Genomic DNA, 15574 nt, shown 5'->3' with positions numbered 1-15574 from the left:
ATTCCTCCCGCACAAGAGATTAAGGATTTAAAATAAGTTTTCCAATTGTTTGACGGCCTTCTATAAGTTCATGTGCCAATCTCGCTTCTTCTAAAGCAAATGTTTTGCCTATTATTAATTTTAATTTTCCTTCACCAATATAATTCAATAAATCTATAACACTTTCTTTATACTTCTTAGAATCTTTAAGAAAATGAACTAACCAAAAACCGACAACACTTACATTTCGCTGCATTAGTATGGCTGGATCGAATTTAGTTTCCTGCCCGCCAGCACGTCCATAAATGACAAGTCGGCTATTAATCGCCATACATTTTAAGGTGTTTTTAAAAATATCACCGCCAACCATTTCAAGGGCAATATCAACCCCTTTGCCATCAGTTGCTTCCAAAACTTGTTTATGCCAATTTTCTTCGGTGTAATTAATTCCAACATCGGCCCCGAGTGAATATGCAAGTTCAAGCTTTTCAGCGCTGCTCGCTGTCGCTATGACTTTGCCTGCACCCATGATCTTCGCTAATTGCACCGCAAACGTACCTACTCCACCTGCAGCGGCATGGACCAGTACAGTATCACCCTTTTGAATTTGAGCAGAGCTTTTTAAGATGTGATAAGCGGAAACGCCCTGTCCTAAAATAGAAGCTGCCTGATTATAATCAACTGTTTCTGGTAACTTTATGAGCTGTGATGCATGAAGAGCGATATACTCTGCATATCCACCATCATCTGTCAAGGCAACAACCCGATCGCCAATTTTATATTCCGAGACGCCAGATGATACCTCTGAAACAACTCCTGCTACTTCTGCTCCCGGAATATAAGGAAGCGGTGTTTTTGCTAAATATTGTCCATACCTACGCGCTGTGTCAGCAAAGTTAACCCCTGCTGCCTTTACTTTCACAAGAACAAATCCAGGTTTTAATTCTGGTAATGATACATCCACAAATTGTAAAACTTCAGGCTTTCCATATTCTTTAAATTGAATCGCTTTCATCATCATTTCGTCTCCTTATTTCTAATTTTAAAAATACCAACCGGTTAGTATAATAATAGCACACAATCAAATTTCAGACTATTTAATTTTCACCACTTACTTCTTAAGCACAAAAAAACAGTTCCTAATTTACATGGAATTAAGAACTGCTTTTATTAAATGGATTGCTATTAAACTGTTACTGCAACAAAAAACTCCTCGTACAATGCCTGAACTGCTCTTTTTTCATCCACTTCTTTTACACCAAACATCATGCTCACTTCAGACGAGCCTTGGTTAATCATTTCAATATTGACCTGTGCTTTTGCTAGTGCTTTTGAGGCTCTTGCCATGGTTCCGACATTTTGTCTCATGCCTTCCCCAACAACCATGATAAGTGCAAGACTATGCTCAATTCTCACCTCATCCGCATGTAACTCTGCAAAAATCCGGTCTTTAATTTCTTTTTCCATAACTGAATCTAACTGGCTTTCACGTAAAATTACCGACACATCATCAATTCCTGATGGTGTATGCTCATAAGATAAACCGAAATCTTCTAATATCCCTAAAAGCTTGCGGCCAAAGCCAACTTCCCGGTTCATTAAATATTTACTTACATAAATGCTGCAAAAACCTTGATCACTAGCAATCCCAATTACAGGTCCATTTGTATTTTTCCGATCAGAAACAATTCTTGTCCCCGGTGCGGCAGGATTGTTCGTATTTTTGATATGAACAGGTATTCCCGCACGGAATGCAGGGACTAATGCTTCATCATGCAGGACGGTAAAGCCCGCGTAAGAAAGCTCCCGCATTTCCCGGTAGGTTAATTCTTTAATCTCCTTTGGACGATTAACAATATTTGGATTAACAGAATAGACTGCATCCACATCGGTAAAATTTTCGTAAAGGTCCGCTTTCATTGCATTTGCAAGAATGGAACCAGTAATATCTGAACCACTTCTTGAAAACGTGAATACTTCCCCTTCCTTACTATATCCAAAGAATCCTGGAAAAACTAGAAATCCTGGACGTTCATGGAGTGAAAATAAACGCTCATACGACTCTGTTAAAACCTGAGCATTCCCTGGTTCATCACTCACCAAAAGTCCTGCTTCCTTAGGATCAACATATGAGGCTTCTATTCCTCGCTTTCGGAAGTAGGTCGCAACCATTTTTGCGTTATTATCTTCACCACTTGCTTTCAGTCTATCCATAAAACGGTCTGGCTTACTTTTATCCCCATTCAACCTATCTAACAAGTCTTTTTGGATTTCTTTAATAATTTCAGCACCGAGTCCTAATTCGTCTGCAATTGAAGAATATCTTCCGATAACAGCGTCGAACGGTTTCCTTGGATCCCTATTGGATAAACAGAGATCTCCACATTCAATTAATAAATCAGTAACTTTGTCATCCTCAGAATATCTTTTTCCGGGAGCCGATACAACGACCACTTTCCGCTCTGGATCAGACATGACAATCTGGAACACCTTCTCAATTTGCTTTCCGGATGCTAAAGAAGATCCGCCAAATTTTACAACCTTCATCATGACAACTCCCTATTTAGTAAAAATATAATCTTAATTTTATTCCAATTCTGAAAATAATCAAGTGTTTTTTCCATTATACAAGGACATTTGTACATACACAAAGAACATACCTCTAATCAATAAAAAAACAGTGAGATTTCTTGACTTGAAATCCACTTTTAAAATCTCATCCACTAGAGCTACCGTATCATTTCAATAAAATGAGCAAGAATCTTTGCGGTCAGTCCCCAAATCACCTTATCCTCATAAAGATAAAAAAATTCTTCCAACGCTCTTGTGCGCCATTTATAATTTTCTCCGCCAGGAATTAAGTCAAACGGAAAATTTTCTTCTGGTTCTGCCTTAAATTCTATTCGATAAATTTCAGGACCTTTCTCAATAAAAAAGGCTACAGGAACAGAAAAGAGTTCACCCACCTCGGACGGATTAGCATGAATACTGTCTGGATTGTGTATAAAGCCCACAAATGGGTAAAGCATCATCCCAAATGGAGAAAACATAAAGTCGAGCGGGAAAACTTCAGAGATATCTTCCCTTTTTATGCCTAATTCCTCTGTTGTTTCACGTATGGCAGCAGCCTTTTCATCGACGTCCACTGGATCGATTCGGCCTCCAGGAAAACAAATTTCTCCAGGCTGCCTTCTTAAATGCTGCGAACGAACTTCGAATAATACATGTATTCCATCCTCTTTTTGAATGAGTGGCAGCATGACAGCGTATTTCGAAAATTTCTCACTGCCAAGTATTTTAGGAACATGATTTTTTAAATTCGTCAAAATGGTTTCGCGCTCCACGTTTTCACCCCTCATTTCGATAAATAGTATATATAGCTACAATACCATTTTTACAGTATAGTCTGTTAAATTTAAGCTATGTATACAAAAAAACAATCCATTCGCCACAGGGCTGGATTGTTTCACTATCACTATTCTTTTTTTTCAAACCAGGAATACATATAACCGGAATCCTCTAAATCCATAGCACTCTTTACTACTTTTAAAGGATGGAAGGTATCGATCATTACGGCAAGTTCTAGTGTTTCCTTCTTTCCAATGCTCGCTTCTGTTTTTCCCGGATGCGGCCCATGCGGGATACCACTTGGATGAAGAGTGATGGAACCCACTTGAATCCCCTTACGACTCATGAAATTGCCCTCAACATAATAGAGAATCTCATCGCTATTTACGTTACTGTGATAATAGGGAGCAGGAATCGATTCTGGGTGATAATCATAAAGTCTTGGGACAAAGGAACAAACAACAAAATTATTTCCTTCAAAGGTTTGATGCACAGGCGGCGGCTGATGAACCCTTCCCGTTATTGGCTCAAAATCCTCTATATTAAAGGCCCATGGATATAAATATCCATCCCAGCCAACTACATCCAAGGGATGATGCCCCAAAACATGAGAGTGTATCGCTCCACGTGATTTTGTTAATATCTCAAACTCTCCTTTTTGATCAAAGGTCTCCAAACTTTCCGGTCCTCTTATATCCCGTTCACAAAAAGGGCTATGCTCTAAAAGCTGTCCATATTCGTTTCGATACCTTCTTGGAGTCGTAATTTGACTAAAAGATTCTACAAAAAGTAATTTAGTCTTTTCATTCTCACTCGGTATGATTCGATAAATGGTCCCAATCGGAATGATGAGATAATCACCAGGCCGGTACGTAATCGTTCCAAACATTGTCTCAAGCCTGCCTGACCCGTGATGAATAAAAAGCATTTCATCGCCATCCCCGTTACGATAAAAGGTTTGCATCGGCTCTGTCACATTAGCTGTCCCAATCAGCAAATCCTGATTTCCCAAAATGTATTCTCTTGCCTTTAGCCCGTCGCCTTTCTTTTCAACCTTACTTGAAAAAAAATGACGGTGCTTTAAGGATTGCTTCTCCTCATATTCTGGAAAGTAATTTCCAACTAATTCAGATTTTACAATTTCTGTCGGCATGTATTGATGATATAAAATCGATTGAGTTCCTGAAAATCCTCGTGTACCCATTACCTGCTCTCTATAAAGGGTCCCATCCTCTTTTTTAAACATCGTATGGCGTTTATGAGGAATCTTCCCTAATTGACGGTAATACATCTCTTCACCTCTTTTCTTCAATTATGATATTCTCTAAAACACCAAGAAGATTAACCTCTAACTCTACTTTATCCCCTGGAGCCAGCCAGCGGTGCACATCTGTGCCAAGTTCTAGAATACAACCTGTTCCAACGGTTCCAGAACCGATTATTTCACCTGGATAAAGGGTAACGCCAGCAGAAGCCCTCTCAATCATTTCTCCAAATGAAAAATAGAGGTCCTTCAAATTGCCTTCAGATAGCTTGACACCGTTTACATGTGCTCTCATAGTAAGATCGAAGCCCTTCCCGGCTCTAAACGGTTCCACCTCATCTTTTGTGATAATCCATGGGCCAATCGAGGTAGAGAAATCTTTCCCCTTAGCTGGACCTAGGCCAACCTTCATTTCTTTTCTTTGCAGGTTTCTAGCACTCCAGTCATTCAAAACACAATAGCCAAAAATATATTCATCTGCCTCTACAGCAGAAATATTTCTTCCTTCTTTGCCAATAATACAGGCAACTTCAAGTTCGTAATCAAGCCAATCACAATCCGGAGGCATAACGATTTCTTCCCTAGGACCTTTAATGGCAAGGTGATTGGAAAAGTAAAACACAGGCATTTGATACCACTCTGGAATCATTTTTAGACCCCTGTTTTCTCTTGCCGTTTTCACATGCTGCTCAAAGGCATAAAAGTCACGGAAGCTTTTTGGATTAGTCAGCGGGGCTTTTAATTGAATCTCACTTAATGGATAAACCCCTTTTTTTGATACTGGCAATGATGAGGCGATTTTTAAATTCTGGTCACTACTATCAAGAAAATCAATTAGGTTTTTAGGCAGACTGCCATCTGATGCTTCATACATATCTACAGCATGTTTATCATCCAAAAGCCAACCTGCCCTGATTGTCCCATCTTGTTTTTCAAAGGTAACAAATTTCATGGTCTCACCTTTTCTATTTTCTTATCATTTCAAATGTTTTTGCCAAGGGGTCGGTAAACACGTTACCCGCCATTCTCCCAATTGGTTTTAATAGGGCAGCATCAATTCTTCCTTTATCAAATAAGTCATCGTTAACATGGACATGAATTACTTTTCCGATGACAAGACTGCCTGCACCCGGTTTGTCGCCAAAATGCAGTACTTGATATAGTTCACATTCAAGATGGACGAGTGATTCCTTAATTCTAGGAACCTTAACCTTTTGGCTCTGTTCTTTTGTTAACCCCGTTTCAACAATCTCATCCACATCCGGAGAAAATTCAATCGCACAATCATTCATTTGCTCGGCGATATTTTCACTGACAATATTAATCACAAATTGACCATTCTTTTCAATATTAACTAGCGTATCCTTTTTCGCTCCGTCCTTCCCTCTTCTCATTGGTGAAAAACAGACAAGCATCGGCTCGGCGCAAATAGCCGTAAAAAAGCTAAACGGTGCCGCATTGGCTATACCGTTTTCATCGGCTGTTGATACAAAGGCGATCGGCCTTGGTAAAATAGAACCAATTAATAATTTATAGGCCTCTCTCCATTCGAGCGTTTCCGGTGTGATCTCCACTCATTTCCACCACTCTTTCCTATAACAGCTAGTTTAAAAAAGGGAGAAATAATTCTCCCTTACTCCCGACCCTCTTCTGAATCCCCCTAAAAATACACCTTTTCTATTTATCTATTATTCTACAAATTGCCACGTCTTTCCTGTTCTCGTTCGATCGATTCAAATAATGCTTTAAAATTACCTTCCCCAAAACCACGGGCACCCTTACGTTGGATGATTTCCACGAATAGAGTTGGGCGGTCCACAATTGGCTTTGTAAAAATTTGCAGTAAATAGCCTTCATCATCACGGTCAACTAAAATATTCAGTTCACGCAGTTTTTCAATTTCTTCATCAATCTTACCAATCCGTTCTCCCAATGATTCATAATAGGTCGCAGGAGTTTTGAGAAACTCAACACCGTTTTTCTTCAAAGTGGCAACCGTTGATACAATATCTTCCGTTAAAATCGCAAGATGCTGGACACCAGGACCATTATAAAATTCAAGATATTCTTGAATTTGTGATTTGCGCTTACCCTCTGCCGGTTCATTGATTGGGAACTTAATCCGGCCACCGTTATGCATGACCTTTGACATCAGCGCTGAATATTCTGTCGTGATATCCTTGTCTGTGAAATGCTTCATCTCGATAAAGCCCATTACTTTGGAATAATACTCCACCCATTCCTCCATGCTCTCTACATTTCCAACCACATGATCAATCCCGATTAAGCCGGCATCCTCAACTGGAACGTCAGAGGAATAGGATTCAAATCCTGGCAGGAATGCCCCTTGATAATTTTTCCGTTCAATTAACGTATGGATGGTATCACCATATGTACCAAGAACGGCTTTTTTCACAACTCCCTTGTCATCCTTCATTTCATACGGCGCAACATGCGCAATGGCTCCACGATTTACCGCTTCCTCGAATGCCTTGTCTACATCATCTACTAATAGTGCGACATCCTTTACACCATCACCGTGTTTTTTAACAAATTGAGCCACTCTGCTGTCTTCGGTGTATGAGCCCGTTAGCACTAAACGGATATTACGCTGCTTTAACACATAGGAAACGGTTTCACGATTTCCCGTTTCAAGTCCAGAATAAGCAACCGGCTGAAATCCAAAGGCCGAACAAAAAAAGTGGCATGACTGTTTGGCATTTCCTGTGTAAATCTCTATATAATCCACATCTCGTACTGGAAAAAAGTCATTGACTAATTGGTCTGCTTTTACTCTTTTTTCTTTCAAATCAGAAACCCCCATTTAAAATAATAATATTCTGAATTTATTTTAATGGAAGGAATCTTATCCCCTCAAGAGCAGGGTGTAAAGCAATAACGCTTTTTTGCAATAAAGGAAAACTCTCGAACCATAATAATTTCGCGGACCAAAATAAAAAGAAACATGCCTTAGAATAGGGATGTTTCTTCTATCAATATAGTGAATAATATTAAAATTGGGTAAAAAATTTTTCTTTTACGAAAGAACGGCTCTGTCGCTTGCCATCTGAACGCCACGAATCCGTTTAAATTCTTCTAATAATCCTTCAATCGTAAGCTGTTGTTTATTTTCCTCATCGACTTCCAAAATAATCTGGCCTTTATCCATCATAATTAACCGATTACCTAGATCGATGGCTTGCTGCATATTATGGGTGACCATTAATGTGGTAAGGTTGTACTTTTTGACAATCTCTTTCGTCAAATTGGTAATCAACTCTGCCCTTGATGGATCGAGTGCAGCCGTATGTTCATCCAGCAGCAGTATGGAAGGTTCGGTAAAGGTAGCCATTAATAGGGAAAGTGCCTGACGTTCCCCTCCTGAGAGCAATCCAACCTTTGCACTTAGGCGGTTCTCCAAGCCTAGATGCAATGATTCCAGAACTTCTCTAAAATAATCACGTCGTTTTTTCGTCACTCCTCTATGAAGCGTTCTTGTCTTATTCCGTGAATAGGCCATCGCCAGGTTTTCTTCTATCGTCATACTTGGGGCTGTTCCGGCCATTGGATCTTGGAAAACACGGCCAATCAATTTTGAACGGTTAAATTCAGAAATATTGGTTACATTTTTATCGCCAATATGGACTTCGCCAACATCGGGAATTAAAACACCGGAAATGATATTCATTAGCGTGGATTTCCCGGCACCGTTACTGCCAATAACCGTCACAAAATCTCCTGGTTTTAGCGTAAGGTTTATATGGTCAATCGCAATTTTTTCATCAGGGGTACCCTCATTAAAAATTTTATGAATCTGATTTAATTGCAGCATGATGGTCCCCCTTTGCTTGAATCCCGTTCATTTTTTCCATTTTCCTGCGTGCCTTGCGTTTTTTCTCTTTTGAGCCTTCAATAATCTTAGGTGCTGTCAGAGCAATAATTACAATAACTGCCGTAATTAGTTTCATATCCCCAGGGTCCAAGAACTCAACGCGAAGGGCTAAGGTGACAACAATTCGATAAATAATAGATCCACCGATAACTGCCAGCGTAGCTCTGGCAATTGTTTTGGTACCAAAAAGTGCTTCACCGATAATAACTGAGGCTAATCCAATCACAATCATCCCGATTCCCATTCCAACATCGGCAAAGCCGCCTTGCTGGGCAATTAACGCACCCGAGAAAGCCACAAGCGCATTGGATAGGCCAAGTCCTAGCACAACAAGGAGATTGGTATTGGCTGAAAGACTGCGAATCATTCGTTTATTATCTCCGGTTGCTCTGATGGCAAGACCAATTTCAGTTCGCAAAAACAAATCGGTAAGGATTTTAATAATGAATGTGACAATAACCATAAAGATTAAAATTCCCCATGTTTCAGGGAGGCTGTCACCAAGACCCACCGCTGTTAGAATGCCATTAAAGAATGAATCGATTCCTGATTTTTCAAAAATGTCGCTGATCTTTGTAAATGCTGTATCCGTATTTAATAACGGAATATTGGAGCGCCCCATAATTCGCAGGTTAATAGAATATAGGGCAATCATCATGAGAATTCCGGAAAGTAAGTTATTGATTTTTCCAAAGGTGTGGAGCAGTCCTGTTAAACAGCCTGCTGCAAACCCAGCAAAAAGAGCAATAACCGTTGCCAAAAACGGATTCGTTCCTCCTGCAATCATTACCGCTGAAATAGCGGCACCCGTCACAAAACTACCATCTACCGTTAAGTCTGGAAAATCCAGAATACGAAAGGAAAGATAGACGCCCAGTGCCATAATCGCATAGATGATGCCTGCTTCAAAAGATCCAAATATGGCTGTAAACATTGAGATCATCCTTTCAATTATTTCTTTATGTATCAATCAAGAAGTCAACCCTTTCAGGCTGACTTCTTATAAATTCATAGCTGATTATTTTCCGTTATAAAACTCGCCGAGCTTGCTCCACTCTTCATTCACTTTTAGCCCTTGAGCTTCAGCCGCTTTCTTATTAATTACCAGCTTTAAGCTGTTTGGCAGTTCAACTGGAATTTCAGAAGGCTTTTTATTACCTGATAAAATTTCAGCCGCCATTAAACCAGATTGATAGCCAAGGTCATAATAGCTAAATCCACTTGCAGCAACTGCCCCTTTTTTCATTGAATCAAGCTCGCCAACGAAAAGAGGGATTTTTTTACTATTTGCCACAGCAATAACGGAATCAAGAGCGGTAACAACTGTATTATCCGTCGGGATGTAAATCGCATCAACACGTCCCACTAACGATTCTGCCGCTTGTTTTACTTCAGCAGTAGTCGAAACAGAGACATCTACAATTTTAGCTCCTTTTTCTTCTGCGATTTTTTTAACAGCATCAACCTGAACAACTGAATTTTGCTCACCAGAGTTAAAAATAACCCCAATGTTTTTTGCTTTTACTTCATCAGTAATGAAGCTGATCGTTTTTTTAGTTGCATCTGGGTGATTATCGGTTGTACCTGTGATGTTCTTACCTGGCTTGTCAAATGCCTCCACAAGTCCGGCTCCAACTGGATCTGTTACGGATGTAAAAATAATTGGTATTTCCTTGGTTGCATTTAGCGCACTTGTTGCACTTGGAGTAGCATTAGCAAAAATCAAATCTACTTTGTCACCAACAAAGTTTTTTGCTATTGTTTGAACATTGTTCATATCAGCTTGAGCATTTTGTTCATCAAATTTGACCTTAATGCCTTTGTCTGAAAGAGCCTTTTTAAAACCTTCAGTTGCTGCATCTAAAGATGGGTGCGGAGCAAATTGGCTAATACCAACTTTGAATTCCTTATCTTTACCACCCTTTTCTGCATCCCCTGATGATTCTTTACTGCCGCACCCTGCAAGCATCAGCATTCCCGCTAATGCAAAGGAAAGCGCACGTACTTTCTTCTTCATTTTTAGAATCCCCCTATCTTTGTTTTAAAAAAATAATTTTCTAAAAATTTATTATATTAAAAATTATTCTAGTATTTTTTTGTAACAAAAGCAATAGAAAATACTAAAATATTTTTGCGCTTTAAAGCGTTTAATTTAATAGATATTTGCAAAATAAAAATGCCTCCTAATTAATAGAAGGCATTCATGAGTATATTTTTAAGTTATGAACGAATTAAGTGAAATATGATTCCTACCAATCGCGAGTGTTATCAAGCAATTGATCAATTTCAACTGGTTTACCTTTATGACTATTTTTCCCAGATGTTAGATTAACAGTGGCTTCTAGTAATTTGTCAATATCAATCAATACGTTTCCCATATCTAACCTCCAAAGTAGTTTAGATTTTCCAATTTACCAAACTATTCGTATTGGCCATTTCGTCTATGGGGGTACTTTTTTAAATACTTTTCATTTCTTTGTTTCTCTTATCCTGCTTAAAAAAGAATTTCATCATTGGCGGGGTGACTATGGTTGTGACAAGAACGACGATGACTAAAATAGAAAATAGTTCTTCAGTGATTAACTTTGTTTCTAAACCAATAGAGGCAATAATTAAGGCGACTTCCCCACGAGAAACCATGGCTGCCCCTATTGCAAGGGAACTATTCCATGAAAAACGGGCGATTCTCGCACCAATGGCTGCCCCTATCAATTTTGTTAAGATTGCCAGAATACTAAGCACAAAGATTAGCCCCAAATTTTGTGAAACCCCATCGAAGCTAGCTTTGACTCCGATAGAAGTAAAGAAAACAGGGACAAAGATTGAATAGCTAATGGTTTCAACCTTTTCAAAAATTTCCTGCTTATATGTCGTTAAACTGATCGCCGCTCCGGCTATATATGCTCCTATAATTGTTGCTACTCCTGTTAATTCCGCCACATAGGCATATAGGAAGCAAATAATTAGTGCTGCAGAAATAAGTGATTCCGACACCTTTAACGGGGCAAACTTCTGTAATATCCATGGGACTACTTTCCAAGCTACTAAAATAGCACCACCGAAAAAGAGAACCTTTTTCAAAATAATCATGCTCAAATTAGCTTCTCCACCGGCCAAACTCATTAAAAACGCCAAAGCGATAATCACAAGTACATCATCAATGACGGCTGCACCTAAAATCGTTGTCCCTTCCTTTGATTGCATTTTATTTAGCTCTTTAAGTGCTTGAACGGAAATACTTACGCTGGTTGCAGAAAGTAATAATCCTAGAAATAACGCTTCCATTGTGGTCATCTTCATCATCAGACCTCCCAAATAACCTAGCGCCAACGGAACGATTATTCCATGTACTCCCACTAGAGTTGAAGCTTTCCCTGAGCGTTTAAATTCATCTAAATCTGTTTCTATGCCGGCAATAAACATTAGTAAAATGACACCAATTTGACTTAGTTCCTCTAAGGTAGCTGTTTCTGAAACTAATCCTAAAACAGCCGGACCCAAAATAATCCCAATGAGCAGCTTTCCTAAAACCGAAGGCTGCCCTAGTTTTACACTAATGTCTCCGGCTATTTTTGAAGCCAGTAAAATAATTGCTAACTCAAAAATCAATGTCACTTAAATCACCTATCTTTCTGCTAAAATAAAAAGAGCCTGTTAACTGGAAACAGGCCCTTTAATGCATACAAAAAAGCCTGTCTACCAAAGGATATAGATATCCCTTGGTGACAGACTCCTCCAAAAAATGAATATTATATTAATACTATTATAACGAACATTATGGTATTTTTCAAGAACTTTTTTATTGTTCTAATTCAACACGCATTTTCTTTTTCTTTGATTTGCTTAATCCCTCATAAACAATCGGCACAATCACAAGGGTCAACAGGGTTGAACTTGTTAAACCGCCAATTACAGTGACTCCTAAACCGCGTGAGATAACTCCGCTGCCCTCGATACCTAATGCTAACGGTATTAATGCACCGATTGTTGCGATAGCGGTCATCAGGATTGGACGAAGTCTGGTTGCTCCCGCTTCTAACAATGCATCTCTGGTGCTCAAGCCTTCTTTTTCCTTATTTAGTACCCGGTCAATAAGAACAATCGCATTCGTTACTACAATACCAATTAACATTAATGCTCCAATCATGGCTGAGATACTAATGGTTTCCCCAGCTATTAAGAGACCAACCAAACCGCCAATGATGCTGAATGGTAATGAAAACAGGATGGCAAACGGTGCTAGCGCCCCGCCAAACGTAATGACTAAAATTAGATAGACAATCGCAATCGCCGCAAGCATCGCTATCCCTAATTGCGTAAATGATTCTTTAATATCCTCAGTAACTCCTCCTGATTTCACAGTGACATTAGCTGGTAAAGATATTTTGTCTACTTTCTTCTGAATAGCAGCAGATGTTTTTGCAACATCCTTTTTCGTAATTTCGCCGCTGATAGAAACATAAATTTCTCCATTTCTTCTTGTAACCGTATCAGATGTCTTACCTTCGTTAATCTTTACTAAATCTGAAATCTTTACATCTTGTCCTAGAGCCGATTTTATTGTTTTATCAGTTAAATCGTTCACACCTGTAAGCTCTTTTTTCGGAACTTCCAGGTACACATTTAATTCTTCGCCATCTTTTTCAATGGTCGTGATTACAGGTCTTGTGCGATTCTGTGATAACTCCATCCCAATCTGTGCCGCGGTCAAACCTAATTTACTCAGCTTTTCTTGATCAGTTGTTAATGTGTATTCGTCATAGGTTTTTGACATGCTCGTATCAACATTTCGAATCGACTTATTCGCCTTCATGACACGCTCGATTTTTCTTACCGTCGGCTCGATATCTGTCAACTTCTCACCATACACATAGTAAGTAAGACCATTGCTTGAGCCGCCGCCAGAGAAATCTTGTGTTCCCCATTCTCCTTTACCCGTGTCCTTTTGCAGTTCTTTGATAACCAAATCTTTTTCTTTATCGAAATTTTCGGTGTCATTATCGTATTTTACAAAAAACATCGCTTGATTCGAAGCGCCCGGGTTCATTGGGTTTTCTCCGCCAACAGTATATTGAACCAGTTCCACCCCTTTACGCTCCTGAAAATAATCCTCTGCGTCAGTGGCAATCTTGGCCACCTCATCTTGTGTTTGCCCTGGGTCCGGCTTATAGGTGGCAACCACCATTTTCTCTTCATCAGATGGAATAAAACTAACTCCGATTAAGGGTGTTAATCCTAGACTACCTACTAATAAAAGTACTGCTAAACTTATTGTGATGATTTTGTGATTCAGGGACCAGTTTAATATCCGTTTATAGGCATGTGCCAGTTTCCCTGGTTTTTCTTCATCATGATGGTGTTTTAGATTAATTCCCTTTTTGAACATCGTATGTGCCATCATTGGAACAATGGTAATCGCTACAAGCAAGGACGCCAACAACGCAAAAACAATGGTTAACGCAAAGGGTAAAAACAATTCTCCAATTTGTCCCTTCACTAGTCCTAATGGTAAGAAAACAGCTATGGTAACAATCGTGGAAGACATGATTGGAATGAACATTTCTTTCGTCGCCGAACGAATGAGATTCTTTCCTGTCAATTCTTCACCTTTTAGTGACATTCTGCGGTAAATATTTTCGATCACGACGATGGAGTCATCAATTACACGCCCAATTGCGACTGTCATCGCTCCCAAGGTCATGACATTTAAAGTAATATCCATTTGGTTTAATAATAATATCGCGATTAAAAGTGAAAGCGGAATTGAAATAATCGAAATGAGCGTTGATTTAAAACTTCTTAAAAACAGCATGATGATAACGACTGCAAATAGTGCTCCAAATAACGCTTTATTGAGCATGGTGCTCACAGACTCTTCAATCGGCTTCCCTTGGTCAAAAGTTGTTTCGAATTCGGAGCCCTTCATTTTCTTCTCAAATTTCTTAATTTCAGCTTTTACCTCGTTAGCAACTTCAACCGTGTTGGCATCGGCAGCCTTTATGACTTGAATTCCAATTGCCTCTTTGCCATTTGTCCGGGAGATCGATTCAGCACGACCCACTTCCTTTATGTCTGCAATATCCTGGAGCGTGATGGTTGGTAATTGTGGTGTCTGCTGAATGGCACCTGTATTTCCAGTCTGTGGACCTTTAGTGCCTTGGATACCTTGGGTTGCACCAGACTGCTGTGGAAATCCTGTTGCCCCTCCCTGTTGTTGCACTGGCACGACAGGGATCTTCATTTCTTTTAAATCTTTTATCGATTTAATGTTTCCTTCAACCACTACAGATTTTTCAGTATCCTTGAAGGTGTATAATCCTAATGGAAAGGTTACATCAGAGCCTTTTATTAGGTTTTGAACGGTATCTTTAGTTAACCCGTATTGTTTTAGCTTTTCTTCCTTAAAGGTTAACTGAATTTCTTTGACTTCCTGTCCAGCTATTTTAACAGATGAAACACCTTTTAATCCTTCTAATGCCGGCTGGATCTGTTTTTCAACATCCATTGTTAATTGATCTAATGACTTATTATCATTGGCAACACTTAAAGCTAGAATTGGAAATGCATTGAAGCTAATCCGAGAGATTTCCGGTTTTACAGCACCTTCGGGAAGAGTTACATCAGTCAATGCTTCCTCTACTTCTCGCTTCGCTTCATCCATATCCTTTTCGTAGGCATACTCAATTTGGATTGCCGAAGCATTTTGGAAAGAGTTTGAGCTGACAGTTTTCACCCCATTAAGGTTTTTAAGGCGCTGTTCAATCGGCTCGGAGATTTTGTCAGCTACCTGTTCCGGTGCAGCTCCAGGGTATGCTGTAGTAACGGTTACCACTGGAATGGTAATATCCGGAAGTGTTTCCAACTTCATATTTAAACCGGAATATAATCCTGCTGCTGTAATAATTAAAGTGATTAACCAAACGGCAAACTTATTTTTCAAAGAAAAATTAATGATTCGATTCATATATTCGTTTCCTTTCTTTCTCAAAAGAATTAATAATTGACTGACTGGTCATAACATTACTTACTATAAAGGAAATGACTCATTGGGTCAACGATTGTTTTTAAAATTCTTTCTGACTGATTGGTCA

13 protein-coding genes are annotated in these 15574 nt (G+C 39.3%); all 13 read right to left on the bottom strand.

What is annotated here, in order from left to right; translation table 11 throughout:
* Positions 1–19: 19 nt before the first annotated feature.
* The 13 genes from ABES02_RS15685 to ABES02_RS15625 all read right to left on the bottom strand — a co-directional run bounded on the left by ABES02_RS15685 (position 20) and on the right by ABES02_RS15625 (position 15447).
* Entirely contained in the window at positions 20–994 is a 975-nt protein-coding gene (locus ABES02_RS15685; protein ID WP_430136745.1) for a quinone oxidoreductase family protein, read from the bottom strand.
* Positions 995–1164: 170 nt separating this feature from the next.
* Positions 1165–2526 (bottom strand): aspartate kinase, encoded by a 1362-nt coding sequence (locus tag ABES02_RS15680; RefSeq protein WP_430136631.1) that lies wholly within the window; start codon positions 2524–2526, stop codon positions 1165–1167.
* Between the two features lie 182 nt (positions 2527–2708).
* Positions 2709–3323 carry an NUDIX hydrolase gene (locus ABES02_RS15675; RefSeq protein ID WP_430136628.1) on the bottom strand — a complete coding sequence of 205 codons (615 nt, stop codon included), beginning with the start codon at positions 3321–3323 and terminating at the stop codon, positions 2709–2711.
* Positions 3324–3454: 131 nt separating this feature from the next.
* Entirely contained in the window at positions 3455–4618 is a 1164-nt protein-coding gene (locus tag ABES02_RS15670) for a homogentisate 1,2-dioxygenase (protein ID WP_430136625.1), read from the bottom strand.
* Positions 4619–4622: 4 nt separating this feature from the next.
* A complete protein-coding gene (locus ABES02_RS15665) occupies positions 4623–5543 on the bottom strand; it encodes a fumarylacetoacetate hydrolase family protein (protein ID WP_430136622.1) in 921 nt (306 codons plus the stop codon).
* Between the two features lie 13 nt (positions 5544–5556).
* Positions 5557–6165, bottom strand: coding sequence for a flavin reductase family protein (locus ABES02_RS15660; protein WP_430136619.1), 609 nt, complete (start codon positions 6163–6165; stop codon positions 5557–5559).
* 119 nt (positions 6166–6284) lie between these two features.
* On the bottom strand, positions 6285–7415 hold the full coding sequence (hppD, locus tag ABES02_RS15655) for a 4-hydroxyphenylpyruvate dioxygenase (protein WP_430136616.1): 1131 nt from the start codon (positions 7413–7415) through the stop codon (positions 6285–6287).
* Between the two features lie 213 nt (positions 7416–7628).
* Positions 7629–8423: an ABC transporter ATP-binding protein gene (locus ABES02_RS15650; protein ID WP_430136613.1), complete on the bottom strand. Its 795-nt coding sequence runs from the start codon at positions 8421–8423 to the stop codon at positions 7629–7631.
* Positions 8398–9417 carry an ABC transporter permease gene (locus ABES02_RS15645; RefSeq protein ID WP_430136610.1) on the bottom strand — a complete coding sequence of 340 codons (1020 nt, stop codon included), beginning with the start codon at positions 9415–9417 and terminating at the stop codon, positions 8398–8400. Before ABES02_RS15645 ends, ABES02_RS15650 begins: the two co-directional genes overlap by 26 nt.
* An 84-nt stretch (positions 9418–9501) precedes the next feature.
* Positions 9502–10500, bottom strand: a complete 999-nt coding sequence (locus tag ABES02_RS15640; RefSeq protein ID WP_430136607.1) for an ABC transporter substrate binding protein — start codon at positions 10498–10500, stop codon at positions 9502–9504.
* Positions 10501–10732: 232 nt separating this feature from the next.
* Complete coding sequence (locus ABES02_RS15635; RefSeq protein ID WP_430136604.1) at positions 10733–10861, bottom strand: hypothetical protein; 129 nt, start codon at positions 10859–10861, stop codon at positions 10733–10735.
* A gap of 79 nt (positions 10862–10940) precedes the next feature.
* Positions 10941–12098, bottom strand: coding sequence for a cation:proton antiporter (locus tag ABES02_RS15630; protein ID WP_430136601.1), 1158 nt, complete (start codon positions 12096–12098; stop codon positions 10941–10943).
* Positions 12099–12282: 184 nt separating this feature from the next.
* Positions 12283–15447, bottom strand: a complete 3165-nt coding sequence (locus tag ABES02_RS15625; protein WP_430136598.1) for an efflux RND transporter permease subunit — start codon at positions 15445–15447, stop codon at positions 12283–12285.
* Between the last annotated feature and the right edge of the window lie 127 nt (positions 15448–15574).

This window comes from Neobacillus pocheonensis, from assembly GCF_050477905.1.
GTDB classification, from domain to species: Bacteria; Bacillota; Bacilli; order Bacillales; family Cytobacillaceae; genus Neobacillus; species Neobacillus pocheonensis_A.
Note: the sequence above shows the minus strand (reverse complement) of the source record. Positions and strands in the feature narration are given on the sequence as shown.